This window comes from Pirellula sp. SH-Sr6A (assembly GCF_001610875.1).
Taxonomy (GTDB): Bacteria; Planctomycetota; Planctomycetia; order Pirellulales; family Pirellulaceae; genus JBKCUI01.
Genome location: NZ_CP011272.1, coordinates 6,412,801 through 6,434,603, shown reverse-complemented (window position 1 = coordinate 6,434,603; position 21,803 = coordinate 6,412,801). Strand labels below are relative to the sequence as shown.

The window sequence follows — 21,803 nt, the reverse complement described above, 5'->3', positions numbered from 1 at the left end:
CTCACATCGAAAGGGCAGCCGTCCAATGGTCCCAAAAGAAATGATCGCTGTGAACAAGGCGATGTTGGCCCCGGAGTCTTTCGTAATTCGGATGAAGTATCGGGACAAGCAGGGGACTCTCACTGAGAGGGTGGTGAGTCCGATCAAGTGGCTCAAGGGGAATGCGATTCTCGCGTTGTGCTTATGCCGGGAGACTCCGCGGCGTTTCGAGATCGATCAGTGCTCCGGCGTGCGGCTGGTCGATGCAAGCGACGTGCTGATGCCAGTACAGATCGAAGTGATCGAGACGGCTGAGGGCGAGGCTGCTCCAAAATAGCGGACTTATGGCCCTCGCGGTGGTCGTTAGTCAACGGTCGCTGCCGTCGTCCGATGGCGTTCTTTGCTGATTCTCAGCAAATTTCTTTCCTGCGGCCGATTCCCGTGAAACAAATCGATCGCGTTTCCGGCCTTTTTGTGTGACAAGCCTCACATAAGGAGTTCGGCATGAATGTAATCGGGAAGGTCCCAAAAACGTATGGGAATGATGACTTGATCGTTCGGATGTCCCGCGAAGAGTGGGCCATGATAGTGACAGGAAACAAGTACGAAAAAGGACCTGTCCCGGTAGGGGTCCAGGCGGACGTTCATCTTCTGTTCATCAGGCAAGCAGAGCTCTCTAAGAACCGAGATCGAATAGACGAAGCCGTTGAGAAGCTCAAGCAAGTGATCGCGGCTGTGGAGCCCATCGCGGACGTGCTGTCTCTGCCTAAGGAAGAAACACAAAATGCTGCTAGTTGAAGGAAGGTTCTACGTGCGGCGCGACGGGAAAGCGGTTGGACCGGCCGAGATGCTGACCGGTACAAAGACCGCTCCGTTTCATTGGTCGGTTGGCGAGTGGACCTATCGCGACAACGGCCAGTTTTCTTTTAGCGAAAACGATCTCGATTTGGTCAGGGAGATTAGCAAGGATGAGTCTCGATTGGTTGGAAAAAGCCTCCGACGAGGAGCTGCGTGCGGTTCTTAAAGATGTCGATGAGCACGCTCAGTGCGTGACGCGATGGGAGGCTCAGTTTATTGAGTCGGTTCTTTTCAAAAACAAGGTGACGATGACCGAAAAGCAGCGGTCGGTCGCCAAGCAAATAGTTCGAAAGTATGGTGATTGAGGATGCGGTCGTATTTCTTTGTTGGTGGCGAGTTCGGCGGCAAACGCTATTGCGTCCGAGACGGCGTAGATCGAGTGCTCGTGCCGGTTAAGAAGCCGAGCCGCAAAAGCTGCGTGATCGAATATGCAAAAACCAAAGTCGAATGGACTGGGTTTGCGTGCGAAGTCTTTGCCCATGTCGAGATGGACGCGCTTTCGATGCTCGCTGAACTTGAACAGCATGCGAGATTGAAGCCGATCGCTCCTATGGAGTATCGGGATCTCGATGATAGCTGGCTGGAAATGAACTTCGAAGAGTTCGATGTCGACCTTGCCGCGGACGACGCCAACACAGTTGTGACGGCGAAATCCAAGCCGAATCCTATGGGGCTTCGGATCGCGTGTGTCGGGAGAAACTTCTCGTTACAAGCCGAGGACGGAACCAGCATTGCGTTGCCGGAATTTGAGTCGGCTGGGGAGCTTGATGCTTTGATGACCCTGCTGATGATCCCTAGGCGGTTCGAGCCCGTCGCGTCCTGATCGCCAGTTCGATTCAAATCCTGTCGAAACCCGGCCTAGTTAGGTGTCTCAATCAAGAGGGAGTTCGACATGGCTATCAAGTATTTCATTGAACGTCAGATCGGTTTGATGTCCGACACGCTGGCTTGTCTTTGGGAGGGCAATGACTTGCCCTCGTTTAGGAGGGATGGCAATCCCTATCTGTTCACCGATCGCGGTACAGCGGAGAGAGTGCTGTGGCGGCTTCAGGCCAGGTATCCCGTGACGATGGACACGCCGCGGATTCCCTCGCAACCGATCCAGTACGAGCTGATGACGGCTGGTCCCGATGAGGATTGGGAGTGCAAGAACTGCGAAAGCCGCGAGTGCTGCGGCTGTATTCCGAGGGGACAACACCTCGGATGCTTTGTGTGATCGGCATCCATCTACTTCAAGGGAACCAACCAGTGACAACCATTGAACGTTTAGACATTGACCGTCTGCATCGGGAAATCACCCAGAGCGTTAAAGTCGCTCATGGTGTTCGCTCTCCAAGCCAGAGCGATACACAGAAGACTATCGAATTGATTCAGAAATGCTGGGAGGGCTTTCACGGAATGCCGCCGATGCTGGGTGAATGGGTCAAAAAGGGTGATGAGTATGTAAGGATCGCCTTTGTTCGATCTCGAATCAATTTCAGAGACACTACGTTTCAACCTGCAAAGGCAGGGAGCTTCTACCTGCACGAGGGGTGCGGTGATTTCGCGGGTTCGCTTGACTCGCCAGTGACCTTGGATCTTAAGCACATCGGGTGGCGTCTTGCCGAATTCTGGATTTTCTACGCAGGAGAGACTGGGGCGCGTCGCGGGGTGTATTTCACTATCCCAACTCGCGTGTTCGCGGAAGAGCAAGTGGCGGCCGATCCCGCATCCTTTCGAGATGACATCGAAATGCTGCTTTCGTACATCCGCGAGTTCGAATCGGAAGATTACGAAAACCAAAAAGCGGATGGCCAATGTGTAACGAACCATCCATTCGAGATCGCGCAGAGGATTGACTCGCAGTTGCAGGTCCTCTTTGGAAGCGATGGAAAGCTGCGCACGGATCCGACCGTGCGTGGTGAGCGAGAGTAGACATTCACAAGGTTTTTAGTCAGAGGATTCATAGGCGATGAGGCAGCAAATCATTGAAACCCCGTGGGGGCCATCCCAGTCACAGCACGAGCATGCTCCAGGGATTGTGTTTCACTCGACCGCGGGGCACGGTGGGTATCACTTGAGCCAAGAGCGGTATTCCGAGTTCTGTTCGATCCCTCAGTTCGCCAAGTTTCCGCAATGGCTCGAAGAAGATTGCCATGCCGTGTTGGTCTACCTGCGATGGCCCGAGCTGGCGACCGATGAGCAGCTTAAAAGTGCTGTGAGCATGGCGCGAACTGGAGCCACATGGAAAAGCGACAAATGGAAGTCGATCGAGGCGTGGTTACGTGAGCCGAGCCAGTCTAAGATCCTTTCGCGGGTAATAGGGCATACAAAATCCGTTGCCGATCTCTGGCGCCGCGGAAGCATGTGGACAAGCAAGACACCGGGTTTGTGGGAAGTCTTGTTCCACCGGGGAGGCGATACCCAAACGGTCCTGATGCAGTACCCGACCCAGAAGTACTACACCCACGAAGAAATCGCGGCAGCTCGTCAAGAACCAGCGATGAATCCGGCCTAGTTGGTTGAGAGCAAGAACAATAAGGGGGGGCGATCGTGCGAACAATCACTGTCTACATGAGCGATGGAGATACCATCACAACTTCGATCAACGGGTCGGACGACGAGATTGCTCGGCATTACCTTGGGCAAACGTTTGAGGCCGGTAGCGATACGAAGCACCACGTTGCGCTCTGCGTCCACTTCCATGACACTAATCGTCGAATGGGGCTCGGTGTAAAGAATATCGAGAGCGGTTACGTGGCAACTGTTTCGGAAGTACACAAACTGTTCGTGGAGATCGATGGCGGTAAGGGCTTCTATGAAATCGTGCTGCAACTGCGGTGCGGCAATGTGTTCGTGCTGGACGACGTTTGGGTCTACGACCTGGATAGGAAGTGGATCCGAACCATTGGCTACAAGCAAGCAAAGGCGTGACCGGTTCGAGTGGATCATTACAAGGAGATTGCTGCGGATGAAGAAACACGTACGAGAAGCCAGCCAGCTTATCGGCAAGGCCATCCACCTGCTTTGCTCAGAAGGGTACTGCAACCTGACCGAGAGCGAGCGAGCTGCGTGCAACTGGATCAGCATGGCAAAAGAGGAATTGACTCGGAAGGACGTGAAGCCCACGGACATCTACGATCGGTATATCAAGGGCGAAGTGAAGCAAGACGGTATCACGGTGGGTGGGGCGAGTCACGCGCAGCAGGTCCGGATGGACAAAGCGACACGAAGGATGGCGAAGAAACTTCGCCGGAGCGGGGTTATTTACTTCTAGGGAAACAACACGCGGTTTCCCCGCACTCCATGAGATCAATCTATGAATAAACACACATCTGCACCGTGGGACATCAGCGGCCAGCTTATTGTCGGGCCACCTGAGCCATTCCCAAATCCGAAAGCACAGCACATGGGAAAAGTGGTTGCTGAGCTGCGATGGGACTTCGATGGGGATCACAACGCGACGGAATCGCGGATCGATTACCAAGAAATGACCAAGAACGCGCGCTTGATCGCCGCGTCTCCCGACTTGCTCAAAGAGCTCGACAACCTCGTTTTTGAAGCGAGGGGCTATCTTCGCGACTTAGATCGGCTTCAAGTAGACGCGACAACGCTTGTCGGAGCTATCAGTCGCGCTCAGGCCGTGATGCAGAAAGCAAGGGGACAATGAGTAAACACTCACAAGGGCCTTTCGGCCTTCAACGGCTGTCGGACAACTATCAAGGATGCGACGGCTGGAAAACCTTTTGCATCCGATCGGGAGGCAGCAGTCAGGGCGGGAATTGTCTTGCAGATGTAGGTGAGATCGATCGAGGCACATCGCAATGGAACGAGGGGAACGCATGTCTGTTCGCCGCGTCTCCCGACTTACTTCAATCGCTTCGCGAGTTGCTCGAGATCTGCCGGTGGAAATGCTCACCGAACGACGAAGTGCTTTTGCCTGGTGGCAAGACCAATCATCAAGCCATGATCGAGGCGATGGAAGCGATCGCCAAGGCAGAGGGGGCTTAAGTTAGTAGTCGGGTGGCTGGGATCAATATCGTTTTATTTGAATCGTCGATGGTTCGGGGGTAGGCTCGCGCAGAGGAGAATTGAGATGGAAAAAGAAAAACGGCCAATGCGCAAGGCCTCGGATCAATGCCTTGTCGCTGCACTTCGCGTGCTGGCGGCACAAATTCAGTGTGACGATGGAATCGCTAACTCAGCGTGCTCGGACGCGGCGGACAGACTAGAGGCTCTGTCAGCGTCGATCACGGACATTCGCGATGCAGTGCTTCATCAAAGGCATCAACTTTCGGAGGTGGTGGTCGACAACGACGTGATCAATGCGGTTTTGGGCATTATCGATGACCATGACCCGAGGGTTCTTGAGAGGAGCGGATGAATCGATTTACAGAATATGCGAAACCAGTTTTCCAAGGGCGCAACAAATGCAACTGAATGATCTGTCTCGGCCAGTTGCAGAAATTGAACTGCTGGAGCTTTCCAGAAACCTCAATGAACACGACTTCGAAATCTTGAGTCGGTTATCACAAGAGCGAGATCAGCTAAGGATGGTTTGCCAGCATCTTACGATGCGCGATAGAACCCCTCGCGAGGAAGATCGCCTTCTCGAATCATGGGCCAGCGGAGGTATCAGTGGGGGTGACTCCGAAAGGCTATTGATTGCGCTGGCGAACAGCTATTGTGGAGGGAAGTCGGAAGTGGAATCGTTCTTGAGCGAAGACGAGATTGCGGCATTGCAGGACTCGAAGCTGCATCGAAGGACGCCGTTCCTGATCCAAGGTGTGAGCAGCGGCTTTTTCAGTGTTGCGCGGCACACAGGAGCGATCCGCCTCAATGGCGACGAATACACTTACCAACCCGATACGGACGAGTTGGTACGGGACGACGTGCTTCGATTCGTTTCCCAGCGTCGAATCGATTTAAAGAAAGAGACTAAACCCGGTAACACCGAGTCGCAATGGCAGCGACTTGAGCTTGGTTTGGATGATTAGTTCCCACGATGATAGCTAGTTCATCGCCAATCTTCTCTCGGCACTCTCGCGATGCGATTCTCATGCCGTCCAGCCCCTAGCTGCTAAAAATGCTACAGTGCCGAGTGGAGAGCATTCAACTCGTTTTCTCCCGCATGATTTGATGTGCCTTGCGACTCTCCGACTCCATCTACTTTGGGTGTAAACTGGGCCGCCAAATGGTCTCGGAAACGGCAGTATCCCGACAGTGAAGGGTTTGCTAGACTGACGATCCTTGATTCTTTGCCTACCGCATGTCGGATCACCTAACTGAGATGCCGAAACTAACCGAACACCTACAAACCGCAGCGGCGGCCGAGTACATCGGTGTCGCTCAAAACACACTCCGTAAATGGGCGGCTCGCGGTGACATTCCGATGCACCGTAATCCAGTGAATGGTTATCGGCTGTTCAAACGGACAGACCTAGACCATTTCCTCGCGAGAGCGGAGATACGCGTCAACGGCTAGAAGTAGAAGCAAGTAATTTCTATCGAAAATCCGAGAAAATCGCATGACGCAAACGCCTTTCCAGCAGATCCTTTCTTCCTTTCGCACAGCTTCGAAATCGGAACGCGAAAAAGGAACCTACTTTGAAGAGTTGGTGCGGACCTATCTTCGCCACGAGCCCGTCTACGCTGACTTGTACAGTGACGTTTGGCTACTAGGCGATGTTCCGGATGGCGTTGGTATCAGTAAAAAAGACACTGGAATCGACTTGGTTGCAAAGACTCGTGGTACAGGAGAGTACCACGCGATCCAATGCAAGTTTTACGACCCAGGTTACCACGTGCAAAAAGGTGATATAGACAGTTTCTTTACCGCTTCCGGTCAAAAGCCTTTTACTCATCGAATCATCGTTTTAACCTCCGATAGCTGGTCAGAAAATGCGGAAGCTGCTCTATTCAACCAGCAGCCACCTGTTAGCACAATCGAGCTAAGCGATTTTGAAAGCAGTCAAATCGACTGGTCAAAGTTCCAATCGAAAAAAGAACCGACGCTAAAGCCTAAGTACGAACCAAGACCGCACCAAAAAGCTGCGATAGACAAAGTTCTCGCCGGACTAAAGAACGCGGATCGTGGCAAGCTGATTATGGCTTGCGGAACTGGAAAAACTTACACCTCGCTTAAGATCGCAGAGAAGATTGCCGGTCAAAATAAGCGAGTCTTGTTTCTTGTTCCGAGCTTAGCGCTCCTGTCACAAACATTAACGGAATGGACACAGCAGAGCCAGGTTCCGCTGCACTGTTTTGCCGTGTGCTCAGACAGTGAGGTTGGCAAAAAGCGAAAAAAGGACGACGACGTCATTCAAACATTTGTGCATGAGTTGCGATACCCAGCAACCACGGATGCAGCGCGATTGTCCGAAGAAATGAAAAAGCGACACGATGACCAGCACATGAGTGTTGTTTTCTCAACCTACCATTCGATCGAGGTCATCAACCAATCGCAATCAAAATTTAATCTGAATGAGTTCGACTTGATAATTTGCGACGAAGCCCACCGAACGACTGGAGCTACATTTGAATCGGAGATCGAATCAAACTTTGTACGTGTCCATGATTCTAATTTCCTTAGAGCAAAAAAACGGCTTTATATGACGGCAACGCCGCGAATCTATGCGAATGTAGCCAAAGCCAAAGCGATTCAAGAGAATATCGCATTATGCTCAATGGACGATGAAACCATCTACGGCAAGCAACTCCATGTCATTACATTCTCAGAGGCGGTCGAGCTGGGTTTGCTTACCGACTACAAAGTCATTGTACTGACAATCGACGAAGACCACGTATCAGCACGTCTGCAAGATCTCCTTAAAGATGAAAACAACCAGCTAAAGGTCGACGACGCAGCACGCATCATTGGTTGCTGGAAGGCCCTCAGTAAACAAGACTTGCGGGGTGAACTAGGTAATGACGCCACGCCGATGCAGCGAGCCGTCGCCTTTTGCCAAGTGATCGAACCCACAACTGGCAAATCGCACAAAGTATCGTCAAAACAGATCAGCGAAATGTTCCAGTCGGTGATCGATGCCTACCAAGCTAACAATAAAGAGACCTCTGTTGCCTTACGCTGCGAAGCAAAGCACGTCGATGGCAGCATGAATGCCATGGAGAAGGAGGCCAGAATCAGTTGGCTAAAGGAATCGCCACCTGAAAACACTTGCCGAATCCTAAGCAATGTTCGCTGTCTATCGGAAGGCGTCGACGTGCCAGCCCTAGATGCTGTGCTATTTCTTTCGCCGCGTAGCTCGCAAGTTGAAGTAGTCCAGTCGGTCGGTCGCGTTATGCGGATCTCCAAAGGCAAGAAACTAGGATATGTCATTCTGCCCGTGGTAATTCCGCATGGGATGCAAGCTCACGAGGCGCTCAACGACAATAAGGTCTACAAAGTAGTTTGGGAAGTATTACAGGCTCTTCGCTCACACGATGATCGCTTCGATGCTTTCATCAACAAAGTTGATTTGATGCAAAGTACAGCAGGTCGAATGGAAGTGATTTCCATCACAGATTCTCTCAGTCCAAAGCCAAAAGGTAAGACTGGTAAAAAGGGCAATGGCGAGTTTGATCTGGCAAGTAAGTCCATCGAGCCACAAGCGAAACAGCTGCGAATGCACTTTGAAGTCGGCGAATTAGAGAAGGCACTCTACGCCCGGCTCGTGCAGAAGTGTGGCAATCGAATGTACTGGGAAGAGTGGGCAAGCGACATAGCTAAGATCGCTCAAACTCACATAGGCCGTATCAAAGCTATTCTCAAGAACCCAGAGAATCCGAGAGAAGTCGAAGCATTTTCGCGGTTCGCTGACGAACTGCGTGATGACCTGAATGACAGCATCACCAATGAAGAGGTGATTGAAATGCTGGCTCAGCATCTAATAACAAAGCCGGTCTTCGACGCACTGTTTTCTGATTACTCGTTCGCCAGCAACAATCCTGTCTCCAAGGGTATGCAAAACATTCTCGATTTACTAAATGAGCATAGGCTGGACAAGGAGGCAGATACACTAGAACAGTTTTATGAATCCGTACGCAGGCGAGCTGCCGGAATCGACAAAGCTGAAGGCAAGCAGAAGATAGTTGTGGAACTCTACGACAAGTTCTTCCGCAATGCGTTCCCCAAAATGACCGAGCGACTGGGTATTGTCTACACGCCAGTGGAGGTTGTTGATTTCATCATCCACAGCGTCAACGACATCTTGCAAAGCGAATTCGGAGTCTCGCTTGGCAGCAAAGGCGTTCACATTCTCGATCCGTTTGTTGGTACTGGGACTTTCATAACGCGATTATTGCAGAGCGGTCTAATTACACCCGAAGAAATGCCTCACAAATACAAGCACGAGATTCACTGCAACGAGATCGTCCTGCTCGCCTACTATCTCGCTGCAATCAATATCGAAGCAGTCTATCACAGTATACTAGTCGAGAAATCCCATGAACTTGGCAAAAGGTCTTCATCTTATCAGCCCTTCGAAGGAATCCTGCTTGCTGACACCTTTGCAATGTACGAGGACGACGACAAGTTCGCTGACTTCTTCCCGGACAACAGCAATCGTCGAAAGCGACAGAAGAAGCTTGACATTAGGGTAATTTTTGGAAACCCGCCGTACTCAGTTGGCCAGGAAAGTGCTAACGATGGGAACCAGAACGTAAAATATAGAGCACTCGATGCTCGAATTTCAGAAACATATTCTGTAGGCACGGACGCAATATTGAAGAATTCACTATACGACTCCTACATCCGCGCTATCAGATGGGCAAGCGATAGAGTGGCCAGCGACGGAATAATTGGATTTGTAGTAAATGCGGGATTCACTGACTCGGCAAGCGGGAGCGGCTTGCGAAAATGCCTAAGCGAGGAGTTCAGCCGTATTTATGTTCTTCACCTAAGAGGAAACCAGAGAACCTCCGGAGAATTGTCGCGACGCGAAGGTGGCAAAATTTTTGGGAGCGGTAGTCGAGCGCCTATTGCCATCATTCTTCTGGTCAAACGCGGAAAAAATACTGGAGCTAGCGAGATTCTCTGGCATGACATTGGAGACTATTTATCTCGAGAAGAAAAGCTTTCGAAGCTTCGCGATTTTACGATATCAATCGGTTCAGAAAGTAGTATTCGAGATGCTATAGACTGGAAGACTATCACTCCTGATTCTCACGGCGATTGGATAAAACAACGCGATTCATCTTTTGGTACTTTCCTCGCTATCGCTGGGAGAGACCTTTCTGAATCAGCTCGAATATTCAATGAACATTCTGGAGGAATTAAATCTAACCGGGACGCATGGGCGTTTAACAGTTCAAAGCAAGTACTTCTTGCAAATGTAACCTCCTCTATCGATTTCTATTCTAAAGAGCTAGAAAGGCTCAAAAGAAGCAACAAACCAGCAGATCAGTTTGAAACGACAAACGATTCAACGCGAATTAGTTGGACACGAGGGCTGCGAGAACGTCTCCTTAAGCACAGGGAACTCAACTATTCACCGTCTGGGGCTAGAATCGCGACCTATCGACCATTTTTCAGGCAGTGGGTCTATCTTGATCCACCACTGATTGAAGTAATGTCTAAGATCCCTTCGTTCTTCCCCACCAGTGAACGCAATTTGGTTCTGTGGTTCACCGGGATCGGCGCGACGGTTCCATTTTCATGCTTTATTAGCAATGAGCTCGTGGCCCTTCAACACGGCCCGGCCGCGGTACAGCATCTTCCCCTTTACCTTTATGAATCGGCCCCGCACCTCGATCGTCCACTCTTCAAAGCTGAGGATAGTTCGGTACGCAGAGAATACGCGTTATCTGACGATAGTTTGCTACATTTCAATCGCGCTTATGCAACTTCATCCATTACCAAAGAAGACTTGTTCTACTATGTCTACGGTTTGCTACACTCACATGAGTACCGTGAGCGATATAAGGACAATCTTGCCAAAGAGTTTCCAAGAATTCCTGCAGTGAAGCAATTTGAGGATTTTGTTTCATTTTCCAAAGCTGGTCGCTATTTGGCACGTTGGCATCTAGAATACGAAAGCGTTGACTGCTATCCAGCGACAGTTCAACTCGCTGATAGCACTTGCGGAACGATCGACCACCGAGGGGCAAAGCACGACAAGCTTCTTAGAAAACTTAAAGACGAGCAATTTTATGTTCGCAAAATGAAATTCGCCAAGGTTAAAGACCCTGTGACAGGCAAGGTTATCACGGATCGCAGCACTGTCATATACAACGAATACATTACCATTACCAATATTCCTCTGGAAGCTTACGATTACACTGTCAACGGCAAGAGTGCGATTGAGTGGGTAATTGAACGTCAAGCCGTGGCCAGTGACAAAGACAGCGGCATTGTGAATGACGCCAACCTTTGGGCGATCGAGACAATGAACAACGCTGCCTACCCTCTCGAGCTTCTCCTTCGCGTCATTGCAGTCAGCCTCGAGACGAACCGCATTGTGGCGGGACTTCCACGTTTGGACGTGGGAACTGTTTCTCCAAAAGCGATCGATTCGCGTTTAGATTTTTTGGTAAGCCAAATCGGAGACAGCCCGAAACACATTCAAATCTATCGATCTATATGCAATAACCTAACTGATGGCCGCTTACGTTTATCGCAGATTGATGAGGTTGCTCGACAAGCGAATGTCTCCAACGAGGAAGTGCGTACTGTTCTCGGGATTCTAACTGGAAATGCTGCAGATTCTTCTCGCCTCGAGTTTCGGCGCTTAGTGAGAGGCCGTTTTGAGTCGGTCCCTGACAACGAGATCAGGAGAATGCTGGCTATGTGGGCCAGAAACGAACTAAAAGAGTCAACTTGGATTGAGTTTGCTCGAGAAATCGAGGTGAGCTGGCTTATCGGGTGTGATGATTCGGGAGTAACAGAATGAGTGAAATTCCTTCCGAAATTCGATACGAAGACTGCTTCCTGGTTTTCGCGGAAAAGCTTCCAGGTAAGCATAAACGTCTCGTAGCTGCAAGTAGCGATCTAGAGTTTAATGATGCTTTTGCTGCTTTAGTACTTGAAGCAGTTGACGATTTGGAACGCGATGCAAAGCTATTCTCTTCGTTGAGCGAGGATCAGTTAAGTGCAATTTTTGTGAAGTCAATTAATAAATCCAGTGCACTAATTGTTACTCGCGAAGAGTTCACAAACGGACATGTTGATTTGACGTTTAGAGCATGCCTTTTTCAATCAGAGAGGCGTGTGCTCGGCGAAGCTAAGAAATACAAATCATTTTCTTGGCATAGTGGTGGAGTTTCGCAATTGGTTTCGCGTTATTCTACAGGACGCGAGGGGCGAGGTTTGCTGCTGGTCTATTTCACGGAAGATAAGATCAAGCACAAAATGGAACGGTTGCGATCACAGATGGACGAGAAAAGGCCTTGCGACCAAGTGACTGATTGTTGTGATCATTCGGCAAAATGGTCTTTTATTAGCAAGCATGAGCATTCATCGGGCGAATGTTTAGAAGTTTGGCATTTAGGGTGTAATCTATACAACGCATCCTCCAAACCCCCAAAACCGTCTGGGGAAATGCCTGCAGAGAATCCTAGCGACGAATGAGGATCAATCTTCAATTGCTTCACCCTATCCGTGCTCAAGCGAGTGGTTGTTGAGTCGAGGTTTCGAACGGTTACATCCTCGGCTTCGATGCTAAGTAGTTGAAAGACATCTTATGGGCTTGATCGCTGGCAACGTGCAGTCTCCACAATTGTTCGTTGGCAGGGTTTGGGAGCCGCCGTGTGATGCTTTTCACAGCTAGAAGGTTCGCGAACGAAGCGTCGAAATACTTGACCCACTGGTTGTCAGTATCCCTTTTCGATCACGATCTATTTCTAAAACGCTAATGTTTGCTCGTGTTTTTCAGGGAATTTGGAAATAAGTGCTTACGAATCCGGCCTATTTATTGGGTAGTCTCGATTCTCGAATAAGCAGAGGTGTTTCCGGCACAAGCTGGGCAATCATGGGGGTTCCACGCGTTTGGTGGTCGTGCATAGCAGCTAGCGGGCGACCAGATCTGGTTGTGATCTCTGCCGAGACAGAGTTTACGTCTGCCGCGGTCGCTCTCCCGAAGGGTGCATTGGTCGATGACTGGGAGATTCTGACCGCTTGGAGGAAGATCGCGGTGGAGACTCTCTACTGCATTGCTGCTGTCCGTCCGGATTACCGACACCCGTTAAGCGACTTACTGAAGATCCAGCAAATGCTGGCTAGCCGGCAGGGAGTTGCCGTTCGTTATCTGGGAAACTATATCGAGAGGAAAATGCGGCGCGTAGGGCATCTTTTTGCCGTCGAGCATCGAAGTGGTTGGCATCGCATCATCGCTTGTCGGTTCGAAAAAAACGACTGCCATCTGGCGGTGTATCCCACCTCGAGAAGGCGGGATTTTGATTCCATTGAAATCATGTATGAGGGCCTGCAATGTTGAAAACGCAGTCCGATTTGCAACTCTCTTTTCACGAAATGGCGGTTACGGCGTGAAGCAACTCACATTGTTCGAGGTTCACATGGAGAAGGGGGCTCACTTTTCCCCCTGCCGAGTCTGGAGATACTCGCTTTGGAGGATATGGGATCCATCGAAACCGGCTATCGCGTTTTGTTGCTTGAACCCGAGTACCGCAGACGAGCTCATCGACGATCCAACAATCCGCCGATGTATTCAGTTCTCCAGGAATTGGGGCTTTGGCAGTTTCACTATGCTGAATGCTTACGCGTTTAGGTCGACCGACCCACGCGGGCTCAAAACAATCGACAATCCGGTCGGTGAAGAAAACGATGCCGTATTGGGAAGTGTCGCCGCGCGAGTTCAGGAAATCATCGTCGGATGGGGCGTGCATTGCGATCCTGAGAGAGCGAAAGCTGTTTTGAAGATTCTCGGTAAAGTCCACTGCTTGGGAGTAAACGAGAACGGAAGCCCAAAACACCCGCTTTACATTCGCGGCGACGTGGAGCGGCAAGTCTATGGGTATCCGACGGTTTAACTGCGATTGGCATTCGGCTAAGTTCCCCGCAGGAGAACAGGAATGCACGGGCCAGCAAATCTATACGAAATCCTTGACGAAGTTCTGTCGATGTATCGCCTCGGCGATGTCGCAAGCGACCATAGAGCGGAGCTCGAGGGTTTTCGTGGGTGGAACTACGTCGCGATCACTTCCGTTGCGAGACAGGCAACTCGTGCGCTGGTCTACGTCTACGATGACTCGAAGGATCCCTTAGCGCGGACGCAGCGAAAGGCGCTGCGGATGGAGTTTGGGGCTCGGTGGCGAGAAGAAAGCGTACGCAAGGGTCTTGTACGTGAACATCAGGGAACGGTCGCGGATTCAACACATCCGCTCATGCGACTATTGAATCGTCCTCACCCTCGCCAAAGCGGGGGCGCATTCCGGTGGGAGCAAATGGTTCAATTGCGCCTTCACGGGTGCTGCTTGGTGTTTAACCGTCCTAATGTGCTGAAAACGAGAACGGTTGAAAGATACGTGATTCCGATGGCGATGGTGACACCGATCCGGCCAGGTCGGTACCAGAGTATGCCGCGAGGTGGAGTCATCATTCGGCCTCAGTCATGGACAACCTATTCAGCGAGCTACGACGAAGAGTCGTTTTCAGCGATCCGCCAGTTTGTGGGTGTCGAGTTGCCAGCGGAAATGCTTACGGTGATCAAGTACCCGCATCCGTTCCTGAAAGGGGATGGAGCATCTCCTACCAATGCAGCCGCTCCTTGGATCGATGCGTCCAACGCCCTCGACGATTGTCGCGACAAGTTTTACAGAGAAGGACCAAACGGCAAGTTGTTGCTGACTTCCGACGAGGACGATCCCGAGAAGCTGAGCGAAGTGGAGGACAATCTTTCTCGCCGTCTTAGTGACGACGGGGCGGCAGTAACATTTGTCGGAAAAGCCACATCGGTGGTGCACAAGCGAACTGCGGACGAAATGCAGTTTGTGGAAGGGCATGACCAGTTGCGGGACTGCGTGCTTGCGGCGCATGGCGTGTCACGATCTTCGCTGGGCATTCAAGACGGTATGACCTATTCGAGCCTTGCAGCGTCGTTGCTGGGAACGTCCATGCTCAGTATCCAACCCGACATGGACCTTATCGCTGACGAGGACACAATAACCCTCGGTCGTGAATATGGCGAGCATGTCAGTATCGAACTCGAGGTCCCCGCGGTAAACGATCCGGAGCTCGAAGATCGGAGGCTCGAAGCGGATTCAAAGATCGGGGTGATGACGGTCGGAGAGTATCGCACGAAACGAGGGGAACCGACGTTCGGAAATGAACTCGACGGATTCATCCTGACCGCAAATGGCCCTGTCGATCCAAGAACACTCATCAAGGCGTCTGGCGCGGCGAGTGGATTTATACCACCGGTCGACAAAGCGATCCGAATTGGTCATCGCAAACTAAAGCACGTGATCGACGTGGACCCTACCTTGCTAGAAGAGATCTCTCCTCAGGTGACAGACATCTTCGAGTCGTCCGGGTTTCGGCTTCGTCCTCTGGATGACGATAACGAAGAAAGCGGCTCGAGCGGGCTTTGGGATTGGAGTTACGGTACCGACGCCGTTGCGTTCGTGAAGTCGATACCGTCGCTAAGTGGGCGCGATGAACTGGAGTCCAAGTTGCTCGAAGTCGGCAGAGCCCATAAGTACGCGTGCGTGATGCTTAAGTTGCCCGAGGCGATCGAGGATGCGGTGTTGAGAGAGGCTGCATGCCTGAATGACGCGGACCTCTCCGTGGGCGGGCGGGAAGATGAACCCCATGTCACTGCGTTGTACGGAATCACGGGCGCAAGCGTAGACGAAATCGCACGTGTTGTGTCGAGGCTCGAATCGCCTCTAGTCAGTTTCAGGGGCGTCACGAGCTTTCCTGGTGGCGATCGCGGGGTACCTCTGATCGTTGCTGTAGAGTCGCCCGCCCTGCATGCGATCAATCGTAAGTTGCGTGATAGCCTGCCGCATGTTTTGACGCACCCGAAGTACAACCCGCACGTGACGATCGCTTACGTCAACGACTCGAGTGCGATGGACGGAGCGTGTTCGTCCATCACAGGACGTTCCTGCTACCTGACCAAAGCAATTATCAGCATGGAGGATGGGACCAAGGCTGTCGTTCCATTACGTCGGCCAAGCATGCAAGAGGGTGCTCCAGCGGTCACAGATGAGTTGCGATCGGTGATCTCAGGTAACTCTCCGAGTTCGACCATTTGATTTGGTAGGCTCGATCCTGTTTTCTTTACAGCCTGCCGTTGGCAGTGGGTGTCAGCGGCAGATTGCGGAGCGGTGGGTTTGCTCGTCGCTCCGCAATTCTTTTCGAGCAAGTTGAAACAAATCGTGCCCATTTCCGGCCTAGTTGGTTGAGTCAATTCATTTACCGACGAGCAAGAAACATGTACGACCAAAACTGGCTTTCAGGCTTAACCGAAGACGAACTGAGTGGCATCCCGAATGTGGCACTTGCGTTTGTGGTTCGGCTCCTGAGGGGTGCGTGCCTCGAGTCTTTGGCGCATAGACTTGTTCGCGAATATGGGCAGTCTCATTGGGTTTGCGATCTCGGCTATTGGGCGGACCTCGCTCGAGATGATGAGATCCAAGAGGGGCTGCTGAATGGAGTCGATGGTGAATGGCGCAAAGAGCTTCAACGGCAAGCTCGGCTATTTGAAGAACAGCAAAAGGATTTCTGGCATGAAGAACGAAGCGAAAACGAACGGTATTACCAAAGCATCCGATAGGGGAACGTTGGTTCTGCAGATCGAAAAGGGTGAGCGTTTTTTCGTTGGAGACAGCGAAATTGAGATTTCAAGGTGTGGCGGGCGAAAAGTGACCGTGGTGGTACGTGCCCGCAAGGAAGTTCCTGTTCTGCGTGAAAAGGTGATGCGAAATGCGAGCTAGTACAGCCGAGTTCAAAAGGGTATTTGGGGTCGTTGCGCGTGTCGCCAACAATCGACACAAAGAGATCCTTACCAATGTCCATCTCTCAGCCGCTGGCGGGAAAGCGACTCTTACCGCGTCCGACGGGGAGGTCTACTTGCAAGCCAAGGTGGACGTTGAAGGCGATCTTCGAACTCTTCTCCCGGTAAGTAAAGTGCACTCGGTTCTCAACGAGTGTAAAGGTGACGAAATCGAGTTCAATATCGATGACGGCAAGCACGTGAAGGTACAGTGCGGCAGGGCTCGGTTTCAGTTTGGGGCCTCCAGTCCGGATGAATTCCCAGTGACCATGCCATGTCCCGATGCGGCGGTCCAAGTCAAAGCGGGGGCGCTGCTGTTCGCGATCCGCGCAACCGAGTTCGCTTGCGACGAGTCGAGTGCTCGTTACCAACTAGGAGGCGTGGCGTTCGATCTTGGGCGTGGGTCCCTGGAGTGTGTGGCAACGGATGGCCATAGATTGTCGGCCTTCGAGTTAGCGTGCGAAGGAAATGCTCAAATTGGCGTTTACATTGTCCCTGCGAGGGCACTGCGGGTTCTTGTTTCTATGCTCGGGCTTGCGGGAGAGTCGGATGACGTGACTTTAAGGTTCTCGGAAACCGAGCTGCGGGCCGACATGGGAGATTGCGCCTTCTCGACGCATCTCATTGAAGGCAAGTTTCCCAACTGGCGGCAGGTTCTTCCAAGTGTGACAGACGCAAAGGAAGTCATTCTGGATGTCGAGGAGATGTTCTCGGGGATTCGGCAAGCCGCGATCGCCGCCGATAAGGAAAGCCGGTCGGTTGAGTTCGCGTTTGATGCAGGAAAGGTGTCAGTAAGTTCGAAAACCGAATCGGGGGAGTCGAACGTCGAAGTTCCGATCCAGTACGACTACGAGCCCGTAGCGGTAAATGTGAATCACGTCTACTTGGCTGACTTTTTCAAGGCGTTGCCTGCTAAGTCCCAGTCGACCATGTACGTGAAAGACGGAAATGTCCCGGTGATGCTCGCGTTTAGCTCGCTCTACCGGTACGTCGTCATGCCGATGGCGCGGAGCTGAGCGACGGCATTTGGCCGGGAACGGCACGGCGCGTGAGGAGGAAAAATCTTGAATTCGTGTGTAAACAGCTGTGGAGATTTCCGTCCTTTCTAGGTATCACAGTAGGACCTGTTCCACCCACACCAGGATTTCAAGATGAACGACGAATTGCTTCGCGAGGCAAAAGCCGGATCGGCTGCAGCCTTGAATGACTTAATCGCAAGCTCACAGTGGTATGCTTTCGTAATCGTGAAGAGCTTTCTTGGCAGTCGATTTCAGTCGAAACTAGATATTGATGATGTTGTGCAGATAACGCTTGCCGAAGTCTCGATGACGCTATCGAGCAGGTGCAAGGCTGAGACCTACCACGCCTATTTACGATGGGTTTCTTGCATCGCTCGAAGTGCAACTTACAGGGAAATTGAGAAATTGACGACGCAAAAGCGATCTGGCGACCTAGCCGCGAAAACATTTCTCCCGGGCGATAACAGCAGTTCGTTTCGCGGGGTACTTCTGCCGTGCCTCACGCGGTATTCCCCAAGCGCGGAAGAGTCAGCGATGATGGCCGAAAAATTAGAGAACTATCTAGATTTGGCTTCCGCGGAAGGACGTAGAACTCGAGCAGTCGTAGACATGATGATGAACGGCGTTCGGAAGCCGCAAATCGCGGAAAGCCTTGGCGTCAGTGTCCAGGCCGTTTATAGGGAGGTCAGTCGATTCCGCAAGAAGGTTTTTTCGTCTATTCGTGTGGCAACGTAAATTTACATGCAGGCAGATGCGTACCTCAAAAGTGTGTTGGAGGATCGTGAAAGCTGGCGATTGGAACATCCACAGCGTTGCATGAGTTGCGGCGGTTCGTCCTCTTGGCCTCCACTCGCAGTCCATGAAATTGAGAGGCGGTCTCACGCGGTCAAATGCTGGGGGCACCGGTGTAACTACATGCTGGTTGATAGCTACTGTCACGAGCAGATACTCGCAGCAGCCCCCCACGCTATGCAATTGGCGATTAAAAAAATCTCGGACCCCTGGAACTACGACCTCAATGCTTGGTTGCGGTTGCGAGATAAATCCCTAATGGCTCCGCGAAGAGTTACTCAAGAGGAAGTAGATGAGTGGATTGAAAATTTGCAGCGTCGACGGGTGCAAGAGAGAAGCTACGAGGAAGCTCGCCGGATACTGCGAGATGCATTACTACAGAGTCAGGCGAAATGGAATGTCATTGAGCGCTTCAAAGGGGGCCACTGTTGGGCGCTTCTAAAGGGGCCACTTTGGGTTATTGATGTGGTCGATTACGAATTGGCCCCTTTTGAGGCCTTGCTTGATACTTGTTTATCGGCGTCCGACCCGGTGGGCGCTTTGGCCCCTTTTGAATTATTTTCGCTCGATCCCAGCCGGTAACTTCGACCCGTCATCTGGAACAGTTCAGAGCGGTGCAAGAACCGGTCCAAGATCGCGCCAGCACTGGGTACGTCGCCGATCAATTTACCCCAATCTTCAAGCGGACGATTACTTGTCATCATCGTCGATTTTACCTCGTGTCGACGCATGATGATCTCGAACAAGTACTCGCCTGAACGCTTGGGCAGTTGCTTCATTCCCATGTCGTCGATGATCAGCAAGTCAGGCTTCAGGTAGCGTTGCAGGATCCGATCATGGCCCTCCATAGCTTCATCGTGAAGGAAGTCCCGAACCGTATCAAAGATTGACCGGTAGTACACCGTCAGTCCGCAACGAATGGCGCAGAGTCCCAACGCTTGGCATAAGTGACTTTTACCGGTCCCAGGAGGTCCAACCCATAGAACGTCACGCCGCTCTCGAATGAAGCGACACGTGGCCAGATCAAAGACTTGGCTTTTTTTGATCGATGGGTTGTAGCTGAAGTCGAAATCCTCAAGCCTTTTCGTGTCGCGAAAGCCCGCCATTGCGATGCGACGATTGATCAACCGATCGTTGCGTAGGAGCAGCTCGTCTTGGAGAAGCAACTCCAGGAACTCGCGATGACTCAGGCCTGTGGTCGCCGCTTCGTGAAGGCGGATCTCAAGCGTATTGGCCAAGCCTGACATGCGTAGTTTCTTTAGCGTTGAAAGTAGATTGTTGTCCATTGTGATTAGCCTCGTGCTAGTGCCCGTTTAAAGAACTCGTCATACTCGAGAATCGATCGAATGACCGGATGCTCGTCCATGAACTCCATGGTCTCTTGCTTGGCTCCGCGGTGCTCTAAAAGCCGTCTAATCGTGCGGTAGGTGAAACTACCGCTGCGCCAAGCTGTGTCGGATGCGTCTTCGATGGCAGCGCTTTTGTACTTGCGAGTCAGACCCAAGACGCCTTGAATGGTTCGCATGGAGTGGACTCCACGCTCATTGATGGCCTCTTCGGCCCAACGCGTCGTGTTGGGGCCAATAAGCCTGACTTTTTGCATTAAATGCCGGGCTCCGCGTTCAATTCCATTGATCTTCGACGGGGCAATATGTTCCGACAAAGTGCTGAATTTCCCCTTCTCCATCCGCGGGTGTAAGGCGATTTGCTCTTGCCGATGATTAAGCATGCGAACGACTCGATCATTCCATCGCATCCAAACTTCACATCCTAAGTACTCCGGTGGAGCAGAATAGAACGAGCCTTTGACTTCAACGTGTCCATCGCGGCTGACTTTACGAATTCCCTCGTCATAGATGGGAAATGGTTCCGATGGTAATGGTCCTAAAGTTGCCTTCTCGACTTCGATGAATTGCTTACCAACATGCTTCTTGGTCGTGCCGTGAATACGAGTATCCGCCACGTTCTTCTCCCATTGAAGTAGATGCTGATTCTGGAGAGCTAGACTCTCGAAGGTCATCCCTTTGATCGCGTTCTCTTGAACATAATCAACTCCACGCTCGACCTTGCCCTTATGCTCTGGAGTACCCGGTCGAGTCGGTAGAAATGCAATGTTATAGTGCTTGCAGAAGGCGATGATTTTGGGGTTGAGTTCCGGGTCGTACCAATCAGCCTGCTTTACCGCCGAAGGCGCATTGTCAAACACTACAATCTTGGGAACGCCGCCCAAGGCACGAAATGCGTTCTCCAAAGAACGAATTAGCGATTCGGTTGTTAGCCTTGTAACGGCTTCGGTGTAACCTTTGCGAGAATGGCTCAAAACCAAACGAAAGACGTACGTCTTGCGAAGCTTACCGGTGTGGTCCAGGCAGCGTGCGCCCTGGCCGTAGTCGATCTGCATCTCATGCCCGGCATCGACTTCGATGCGACGGACAGGAAGTACCTTGGATTGGGTCAAAGATGCTACATACCGGCGAACCGAGTGGTACTTGGCGTTGAAACCATGGTCGGTCACTAGGTCTTGGTAGATCCGCTGAGCAGAGAGCCCACGCTCAATTTTGGCTACGATGAGGTCTCGAAATAAACGGCACTCGCTGCGGGATAGCGACGCGGAAGTGCTTTCTATTTTAGAGGCCGAATGACCCGATTCCAGGAATTTGGACCCGGTGGGCGCTTTGGCCCCTTTTGAATCATCGGGCCCGGTGAGCGCTTCGTCGATGGGCGCTTCGGCTGCACTGGCCCCTTTTGAGCTAAGAGCAGCCAAGTGGCGAGCAACGGACTTTCGGTTGATTCCGAGGGTGCGGGCGATCTGCCGCATGCTCATTCCTGAAGCAAAAAGCTGCTCAATTCCCTGTCTTTTATCCATATCCAGCCGACGTACCACGGCACACTCCATAGTCGGGTTCCAAAAGAAACCCGCTATCTGAGTCAACCATGCCTTTCTTGTCGAACTTGCCCCTTTTGAAGCGCCCCTAACTGGCCCCTTTTAGGCGCTCACTGACACTTGCATTCTATGCCAGCGAACGAAGTTGCTGTTTTCCAGGATGAAGTGGACATCAATCTCAACCCAAAGATTGGCAGTCAATGGATGGTTCGTGGTTTACAGGCAGAAGTTGAGACACCTGGGAACAATCGCAAACTTTACCTTTCGGGCTCGTTGGTTTGGAGAACGGGAACGCTACTGGTAGGCGAACCACAAGCCGGACGAAATTCGACCTTGTTC

Annotated in this window: 25 protein-coding genes; 23 read left to right on the top strand and 2 right to left on the bottom strand. The window is 51.7% G+C overall.

Translation table 11 applies throughout. The annotated features are described in order from the left end of the window. Positions 1-25 precede the first annotated feature (25 nt). The 23 genes from VN12_RS25120 to VN12_RS25010 all read left to right on the top strand — a co-directional run bounded on the left by VN12_RS25120 (position 26) and on the right by VN12_RS25010 (position 18,523). Entirely contained in the window at positions 26-316 is a 291-nt protein-coding gene (locus VN12_RS25120; protein ID WP_146679641.1) for a hypothetical protein, read from the top strand. A gap of 167 nt (positions 317-483) precedes the next feature. Continuing rightward, the gene (locus VN12_RS25115; RefSeq protein WP_146679640.1) at positions 484-777 is read left to right on the top strand and encodes a hypothetical protein; all 294 of its coding nucleotides are present in this window, start codon (positions 484-486) and stop codon (positions 775-777) included. 170 nt (positions 778-947) lie between these two features. Beyond that, complete coding sequence (locus tag VN12_RS25105) at positions 948-1,142, top strand: hypothetical protein (RefSeq protein ID WP_146679638.1); 195 nt, start codon at positions 948-950, stop codon at positions 1,140-1,142. A gap of 2 nt (positions 1,143-1,144) precedes the next feature. Beyond that, positions 1,145-1,660: a hypothetical protein gene (locus VN12_RS25100; protein WP_146679637.1), complete on the top strand. Its 516-nt coding sequence runs from the start codon at positions 1,145-1,147 to the stop codon at positions 1,658-1,660. Positions 1,661-1,729: 69 nt separating this feature from the next. Further along, complete coding sequence (locus VN12_RS25095; protein WP_146679636.1) at positions 1,730-2,053, top strand: hypothetical protein; 324 nt, start codon at positions 1,730-1,732, stop codon at positions 2,051-2,053. Between the two features lie 32 nt (positions 2,054-2,085). Continuing rightward, a complete protein-coding gene (locus tag VN12_RS25090) occupies positions 2,086-2,751 on the top strand; it encodes a hypothetical protein (RefSeq protein WP_146679635.1) in 666 nt (221 codons plus the stop codon). A gap of 37 nt (positions 2,752-2,788) precedes the next feature. Next, complete coding sequence (locus tag VN12_RS25085; protein ID WP_146679634.1) at positions 2,789-3,334, top strand: DUF7007 domain-containing protein; 546 nt, start codon at positions 2,789-2,791, stop codon at positions 3,332-3,334. Between the two features lie 35 nt (positions 3,335-3,369). Beyond that, positions 3,370-3,750, top strand: coding sequence for a hypothetical protein (locus VN12_RS25080; protein ID WP_146679633.1), 381 nt, complete (start codon positions 3,370-3,372; stop codon positions 3,748-3,750). A gap of 37 nt (positions 3,751-3,787) precedes the next feature. Beyond that, on the top strand, positions 3,788-4,093 hold the full coding sequence (locus tag VN12_RS25075) for a hypothetical protein (RefSeq protein WP_146679632.1): 306 nt from the start codon (positions 3,788-3,790) through the stop codon (positions 4,091-4,093). A 42-nt stretch (positions 4,094-4,135) separates the two neighbouring features. After that, complete coding sequence (locus tag VN12_RS25070; RefSeq protein WP_146679631.1) at positions 4,136-4,486, top strand: hypothetical protein; 351 nt, start codon at positions 4,136-4,138, stop codon at positions 4,484-4,486. Continuing rightward, a complete protein-coding gene (locus VN12_RS25065) occupies positions 4,483-4,827 on the top strand; it encodes a hypothetical protein (protein ID WP_146679630.1) in 345 nt (114 codons plus the stop codon). Before VN12_RS25070 ends, VN12_RS25065 begins: the two co-directional genes overlap by 4 nt. An 85-nt stretch (positions 4,828-4,912) precedes the next feature. Further along, complete coding sequence (locus tag VN12_RS25060; protein ID WP_146679629.1) at positions 4,913-5,200, top strand: hypothetical protein; 288 nt, start codon at positions 4,913-4,915, stop codon at positions 5,198-5,200. Positions 5,201-5,246: 46 nt separating this feature from the next. After that, positions 5,247-5,813, top strand: coding sequence for a hypothetical protein (locus VN12_RS25055; protein WP_146679628.1), 567 nt, complete (start codon positions 5,247-5,249; stop codon positions 5,811-5,813). Positions 5,814-6,106: 293 nt separating this feature from the next. Next, entirely contained in the window at positions 6,107-6,301 is a 195-nt protein-coding gene (locus VN12_RS25050) for a helix-turn-helix domain-containing protein (RefSeq protein ID WP_146679627.1), read from the top strand. 43 nt (positions 6,302-6,344) lie between these two features. Then, positions 6,345-11,705 carry a DEAD/DEAH box helicase gene (locus VN12_RS25045; RefSeq protein WP_146679626.1) on the top strand — a complete coding sequence of 1,787 codons (5,361 nt, stop codon included), beginning with the start codon at positions 6,345-6,347 and terminating at the stop codon, positions 11,703-11,705. Further along, positions 11,702-12,382, top strand: coding sequence for a hypothetical protein (locus VN12_RS25040; RefSeq protein WP_146679625.1), 681 nt, complete (start codon positions 11,702-11,704; stop codon positions 12,380-12,382). The genes VN12_RS25045 and VN12_RS25040 overlap by 4 nt, the downstream gene beginning before the upstream one ends. A gap of 400 nt (positions 12,383-12,782) precedes the next feature. Continuing rightward, on the top strand, positions 12,783-13,247 hold the full coding sequence (locus tag VN12_RS25035) for a hypothetical protein (protein ID WP_146679624.1): 465 nt from the start codon (positions 12,783-12,785) through the stop codon (positions 13,245-13,247). Then, entirely contained in the window at positions 13,228-13,800 is a 573-nt protein-coding gene (locus VN12_RS25030; protein WP_146679623.1) for a DUF1643 domain-containing protein, read from the top strand. Before VN12_RS25035 ends, VN12_RS25030 begins: the two co-directional genes overlap by 20 nt. Before the next feature lie 42 nt (positions 13,801-13,842). Continuing rightward, positions 13,843-16,029 (top strand): phage portal protein, encoded by a 2,187-nt coding sequence (locus tag VN12_RS25025; protein ID WP_146679622.1) that lies wholly within the window; start codon positions 13,843-13,845, stop codon positions 16,027-16,029. A 179-nt stretch (positions 16,030-16,208) separates the two neighbouring features. Next, complete coding sequence (locus VN12_RS26140) at positions 16,209-16,550, top strand: hypothetical protein (RefSeq protein ID WP_168164640.1); 342 nt, start codon at positions 16,209-16,211, stop codon at positions 16,548-16,550. Beyond that, positions 16,435-16,710 (top strand): carbon storage regulator, encoded by a 276-nt coding sequence (locus VN12_RS26965; RefSeq protein ID WP_409994265.1) that lies wholly within the window; start codon positions 16,435-16,437, stop codon positions 16,708-16,710. Before VN12_RS26140 ends, VN12_RS26965 begins: the two co-directional genes overlap by 116 nt. Next, a complete protein-coding gene (gene dnaN / locus VN12_RS25015; protein WP_146679620.1) occupies positions 16,700-17,785 on the top strand; it encodes a DNA polymerase III subunit beta in 1,086 nt (361 codons plus the stop codon). The genes VN12_RS26965 and dnaN overlap by 11 nt, the downstream gene beginning before the upstream one ends. A gap of 135 nt (positions 17,786-17,920) precedes the next feature. After that, complete coding sequence (locus VN12_RS25010; RefSeq protein WP_146679619.1) at positions 17,921-18,523, top strand: RNA polymerase sigma factor; 603 nt, start codon at positions 17,921-17,923, stop codon at positions 18,521-18,523. Between the two features lie 530 nt (positions 18,524-19,053). Here VN12_RS25010 and istB read toward each other — a convergent pair. Together istB and istA are read right to left on the bottom strand one after the other, a co-directional pair. Next, on the bottom strand, positions 19,054-19,866 hold the full coding sequence (gene istB / locus VN12_RS25005) for an IS21-like element helper ATPase IstB (protein ID WP_146679618.1): 813 nt from the start codon (positions 19,864-19,866) through the stop codon (positions 19,054-19,056). Between the two features lie 5 nt (positions 19,867-19,871). Beyond that, complete coding sequence (gene istA, locus VN12_RS25000; protein WP_168164638.1) at positions 19,872-21,464, bottom strand: IS21 family transposase; 1,593 nt, start codon at positions 21,462-21,464, stop codon at positions 19,872-19,874. Positions 21,465-21,803 lie beyond the last annotated feature (339 nt).

Coding starts and splice junctions, on each gene's coding strand:
- VN12_RS25010 (WP_146679619.1), top strand. CDS start 17,921: ATGAACGACGAATTGCTTCGCGAGGCAAAAGCCGGATCGGCTGCAGCC.
- VN12_RS25050 (WP_146679627.1), top strand. CDS start 6,107: ATGCCGAAACTAACCGAACACCTACAAACCGCAGCGGCGGCCGAGTAC.
- VN12_RS25035 (WP_146679624.1), top strand. CDS start 12,783: ATGGGGGTTCCACGCGTTTGGTGGTCGTGCATAGCAGCTAGCGGGCGA.
- VN12_RS25100 (WP_146679637.1), top strand. CDS start 1,145: ATGCGGTCGTATTTCTTTGTTGGTGGCGAGTTCGGCGGCAAACGCTAT.
- VN12_RS25070 (WP_146679631.1), top strand. CDS start 4,136: ATGAATAAACACACATCTGCACCGTGGGACATCAGCGGCCAGCTTATT.
- VN12_RS26965 (WP_409994265.1), top strand. CDS start 16,435: ATGGTGAATGGCGCAAAGAGCTTCAACGGCAAGCTCGGCTATTTGAAG.
- VN12_RS25045 (WP_146679626.1), top strand. CDS start 6,345: ATGACGCAAACGCCTTTCCAGCAGATCCTTTCTTCCTTTCGCACAGCT.
- VN12_RS25105 (WP_146679638.1), top strand. CDS start 948: ATGAGTCTCGATTGGTTGGAAAAAGCCTCCGACGAGGAGCTGCGTGCG.
- VN12_RS26140 (WP_168164640.1), top strand. CDS start 16,209: ATGTACGACCAAAACTGGCTTTCAGGCTTAACCGAAGACGAACTGAGT.
- VN12_RS25065 (WP_146679630.1), top strand. CDS start 4,483: ATGAGTAAACACTCACAAGGGCCTTTCGGCCTTCAACGGCTGTCGGAC.
- VN12_RS25060 (WP_146679629.1), top strand. CDS start 4,913: ATGGAAAAAGAAAAACGGCCAATGCGCAAGGCCTCGGATCAATGCCTT.
- VN12_RS25085 (WP_146679634.1), top strand. CDS start 2,789: ATGAGGCAGCAAATCATTGAAACCCCGTGGGGGCCATCCCAGTCACAG.
- VN12_RS25025 (WP_146679622.1), top strand. CDS start 13,843: ATGCACGGGCCAGCAAATCTATACGAAATCCTTGACGAAGTTCTGTCG.
- VN12_RS25095 (WP_146679636.1), top strand. CDS start 1,730: ATGGCTATCAAGTATTTCATTGAACGTCAGATCGGTTTGATGTCCGAC.
- VN12_RS25115 (WP_146679640.1), top strand. CDS start 484: ATGAATGTAATCGGGAAGGTCCCAAAAACGTATGGGAATGATGACTTG.
- VN12_RS25075 (WP_146679632.1), top strand. CDS start 3,788: ATGAAGAAACACGTACGAGAAGCCAGCCAGCTTATCGGCAAGGCCATC.
- dnaN (WP_146679620.1), top strand. CDS start 16,700: ATGCGAGCTAGTACAGCCGAGTTCAAAAGGGTATTTGGGGTCGTTGCG.
- VN12_RS25040 (WP_146679625.1), top strand. CDS start 11,702: ATGAGTGAAATTCCTTCCGAAATTCGATACGAAGACTGCTTCCTGGTT.
- VN12_RS25055 (WP_146679628.1), top strand. CDS start 5,247: ATGCAACTGAATGATCTGTCTCGGCCAGTTGCAGAAATTGAACTGCTG.
- istB (WP_146679618.1), bottom strand. CDS start 19,866: ATGGACAACAATCTACTTTCAACGCTAAAGAAACTACGCATGTCAGGC.
- VN12_RS25120 (WP_146679641.1), top strand. CDS start 26: ATGGTCCCAAAAGAAATGATCGCTGTGAACAAGGCGATGTTGGCCCCG.
- VN12_RS25030 (WP_146679623.1), top strand. CDS start 13,228: ATGAGGGCCTGCAATGTTGAAAACGCAGTCCGATTTGCAACTCTCTTT.